We start from the raw sequence: 3,674 nt of genomic DNA on the forward strand, positions 1-3,674 counted from the left end.
GGTATCCCGCGCAAAATCTGATGATGATGTCGAGAAGAAGCTTCGCTTGCGGGCTTGCCGCCTTCGCCGCCTTCGCCGCATCCACGCAAGGGGCTTTTGCGGCGCGCGTCTGTGCGGTGAGCGAACTGGGTGAAACATGCCTGGCGCAGCCGGCGCGGCGGGTGGTGGCGCTTGACCAGCAGAGGGCGGAATTTCTTCTGGCGCTGGGCCTGCAACCGGTCGGAATGACGGGCCCCGCCAATTATCGCCGCTTCACCGGCGATGCCGAGCCCCGGCTTTCGGACGAGGTGACCGATCTCGGTCTGTCTTCCGCACCCAATATCGAATTCATCATGGCGCTTGAGCCGGATCTGATCCTCGGCAGCGCCAACAGCATCCAGAAAAGTCGCACCCTGCTTGGCGAAATCGCGCCGGTGGCGGCATTCCTTTCCTATCCAGCCGGAAAACCCGACCAGATGGCGAATATGGTCGAGACGCTGCGTGCCGTCGCGCGTCTGACGGGACGGGAAGCGGAATGCGGCGATTTCCTCGCGTCTCTCGATGAAACGCTTGCGGAAATGAAGCAAAGTGTCGTCGCGAAAGGGCTGGACAAGCGTCCTGTCGTGCTGGGCAATGTCAATGCCGGCGTCACAGGGGCCGAAATCATGCTCTTCAATCGCAATGCGCTGCCGGCGCAGCTTTTGCAGCGTTGCGGCTTCGCCTATGCCTATGATGACGACCGCTATCTCGAAAAAGGCTTCAACGTCACCACCGCCGAAACGCTGATCGCCTTGCAGGATGCCGATTTTCTCTACATGCCCTTCAATGAGGAGGGTGTGGCCAATCTCATGGCGACGCCGGTGTGGCGCAATCTGCGTTTCGTGCGCGAGAACCGCTTTCAGCCCATTCCCTACCGGCTGATCCACAACGGCCCGCTGAGCGCGCGGCTGTTTCTGCGCGATGTCCGCAAGGCGCTTCTGACGTGAGCGTGCCGCGGCAATGCTTGCGCGAACTGGGCATGATCGGGGCGGGCGTCATGGCGCTCGTCGCCGCTTTCGCGCTCAATATGGCGCATGGCGAGGCCCGGATCGGGGTTGGCGACATCATCCGCTCCTTTGCGTATAATGACGATCTGCTGCGCGACGTCGTCAGCGGCTTTCGCCTGCCGCGCGCCACCATAGGGGTGCTTGCGGGCAGCGCCTTCGCCGTCTCCGGCGCGCTCATGCAGAGCATCCTGCGCAATCCGATGGTGTCGCCGGGCATTCTCGGCATCAGCGCGGGAAGTTTTTTCTTCATTGCGCTGGCCACCATATTCGCACCGGCCCTGATCGTTTTCATGCCCATCGCCGTCGCGGTCTGCGGCGGTCTGGTTGCCGTGCTGATGGTCTATCTGCTGGCGGGCGGGTTTCGCGCCACGCCGCTGCGCATTCTTCTTGCTGGACTGATCGTCGCCATGACGATTTCAAGCATAACCGGCGCGCTGCTGCTGCTCTACGAGAGCGAGGCGCGGTTTCTCATTACCTGGAGTGCGGGTTCGCTGCGGCAGAACGGCTGGAGCAATGTGCAACTCGTCTGGCCATGGATCGTCCTCTGCCTCATTGCGGCTTTCACGCTGTCGCGCGCATATGATATTGCCCGGCTCGGCGAGGATACGGCCAGAAGCCTCGGACAGAAACACGCATTGCTCGTCACCGCGACCCTGATCGTCGTGCTGGTGCTGACGGGCGCTTCCGTCGCCGCCACCGGTCCCATCGGCTTCGTCGGTCTTGTCGCGCCGCATCTGGTCAAGCTTGCGGGGGTCAGACGGCATGCCGCGCTGATACCGGCCGCGGCACTCTGGGGCAGCAGCCTGTTGCTTGCCGCCGACAGCATCACCTACATGCTTGGAAGCCTGACCAGCGCACCGCCCGTGGGGGCCATTACGGCAGCCCTCGGTGCGCCATGGCTTCTGTGGCTCGTCCTGCGCCGCAGCCGGGGCGGGCAGATGAATGCGGCTTCATCGCTCGATTTCGGCCGAGCCGGACATGTTTCCCCCACGATCCTGCTTTTGGCCCTTCTGCTCCTCATCGGCCTCACGCTGCTTGCGGGTCTCATGTTCGTCGGCGGTCTGCCGCTGTCGGGAATGCAGGTCATGCAGGCACTCTCCGGCAAGGCTGCGCCGCTCATGCAGAAGATCGTCTGGGACATGCGTGGCCCGCGTATTCTCGCAGCCTGTCTTGCCGGTGCGGGTTTCGCCCTTGCCGGCGCGCTTTTTCAGGCAGCATTGCGCAATCCTCTGGCGGATTCGTCGATTGTCGGGGTCAATGGCGGGGCGACGGCAGGCATTCTTCTCATGGTGGCGCTGTTTCCCGCAGCAAGCGCGACGGGCATCGGCATGGCGGCACTTGCCGGTGGAATGCTTGCGGCGGCCACCGTCTATATCCTTGCATGGCGCACGAGGCTGACACCGACCTTTCTCATCCTGATCGGCATTTCCGTTTCCGCCCTTTGCGGCGCATTCGTGCAGATACTGGTCATGCAGACCCGCTTTACCGACAATCCGATGGTGTGGCTCATCGGCGGACTTTACGGGGCCAACTGGTCCACGGTGCAGATATTGTTTCCCACGCTTCTTGCCGGTTTCATCTGTGCGATGCTGGTGGCGACGAAACTCGAACTGCTTTCGCTCGGCGACATCACGGCGCGCAGCCTTGGTGCTGCGATCGCGCCCGTCAGGCTCGCCGCCGGAGCGACGGGCGTCACGGTTGCCGCCATCTGCGTTTCGCAGACCGGGCCTGTCGGCTATGTCGGCCTGCTGGCGCCGCATCTGGCGCGGTTTTTATGCGGCCATTCCCTGCGCGCGGTCTTGCCCGTTTCGGTGCTGGTCGGTGCGCTTCTTCTCGGGCTCGCCGATATTGCTGCCCGGCTCGTCATTGCGCCGGGGGAACTGCCCGCAGGCTCCGTCATTGCGCTGATCGGCGCCCCTTATCTCATCTATCTTATCCGCCGGAGTATGCGCACATGAGCCATCCGAACCGACAGCTTCATTTCAATTCCTGTATCGATCATCTCGATCTGGCATGGCGCATTGCGGGGGATATGCCGTCCCGTCTTTTCGATATGCGCCAGCTTGAGGAGCGTGCGCAACTGGCCGAGAAAGGGCTGATGGACGCCATGTTCATCGCCGATTTCTACACCTACCGTCCGGGCTTTTCGCTGGAACCCATAGCCCTTCTTTCAGCACTTTCCACGGTGACCAGGCATATCGGGCTGATCGCCTCCGTTTCGACCACCTATAACGAGCCTTATAATCTCGCGCGCATGTTCGCAGGCCTCGACCGCCTCAGCAATGGCCGCGCGGGCTGGAACATGGTGACGACGGCCATCGGCACGGTCGCCGCCAATTACAGCCGCGACGAACATCTCGAACACGATACGCGATACGAGCGTGCCCATGAGGTGATCGAGGTCGTAACCGCGCTGTGGGACAGCCTCGATGAAGATGCGCTCTCCTGTACGCCTGAGGGCATGCTCCACGCCTCACCCGGGAACGTTCCGGCCCTCGATCATCGTGGAAAATGGTTCGAGGTTCAGGGGCCGCTCGACATACCGCGCCCCATACAGGGCAGCCCGGTGCGCATGCAGGCGGGTTCGTCGCAGGCGGGACGGGATTTCGGCGCACGCTGGGCGGAAGTCATCTTCACCGCCCAGCCGGT

Annotated in this window: 3 protein-coding genes (1 of these 3 running past the window's edge); all 3 read left to right on the top strand. The window is 62.7% G+C overall.

Annotated elements, in window-relative coordinates; translation table 11 throughout:
* Nucleotides 1-965: iron-siderophore ABC transporter substrate-binding protein (locus INT22_RS05825; RefSeq protein WP_193067863.1), on the top strand; the 965-nt coding region annotated here is incomplete at its 5' end.
* Nucleotides 962-2,983, top strand: a complete 2,022-nt coding sequence (locus INT22_RS05830; RefSeq protein WP_193063620.1) for an iron ABC transporter permease — start codon at nt 962-964, stop codon at nt 2,981-2,983. The genes INT22_RS05825 and INT22_RS05830, both read left to right, overlap by 4 nt.
* A protein-coding gene (locus INT22_RS05835) for an NtaA/DmoA family FMN-dependent monooxygenase (RefSeq protein WP_193067864.1) crosses the window boundary here: on the top strand, nt 2,980-3,674 show its 5' portion. The gene runs 625 nt beyond the window's last position; 695 of the gene's 1,320 nt are visible here — the first part of the coding sequence; the start codon lies at nt 2,980-2,982; its stop codon lies off the right edge, out of view. The genes INT22_RS05830 and INT22_RS05835 overlap by 4 nt, the downstream gene beginning before the upstream one ends.

This window comes from Halomonas sp. 3D7M, assembly GCF_014897885.1.
In the GTDB taxonomy this organism is placed as follows: domain Bacteria; phylum Pseudomonadota; class Gammaproteobacteria; order Pseudomonadales; family Halomonadaceae; genus Vreelandella.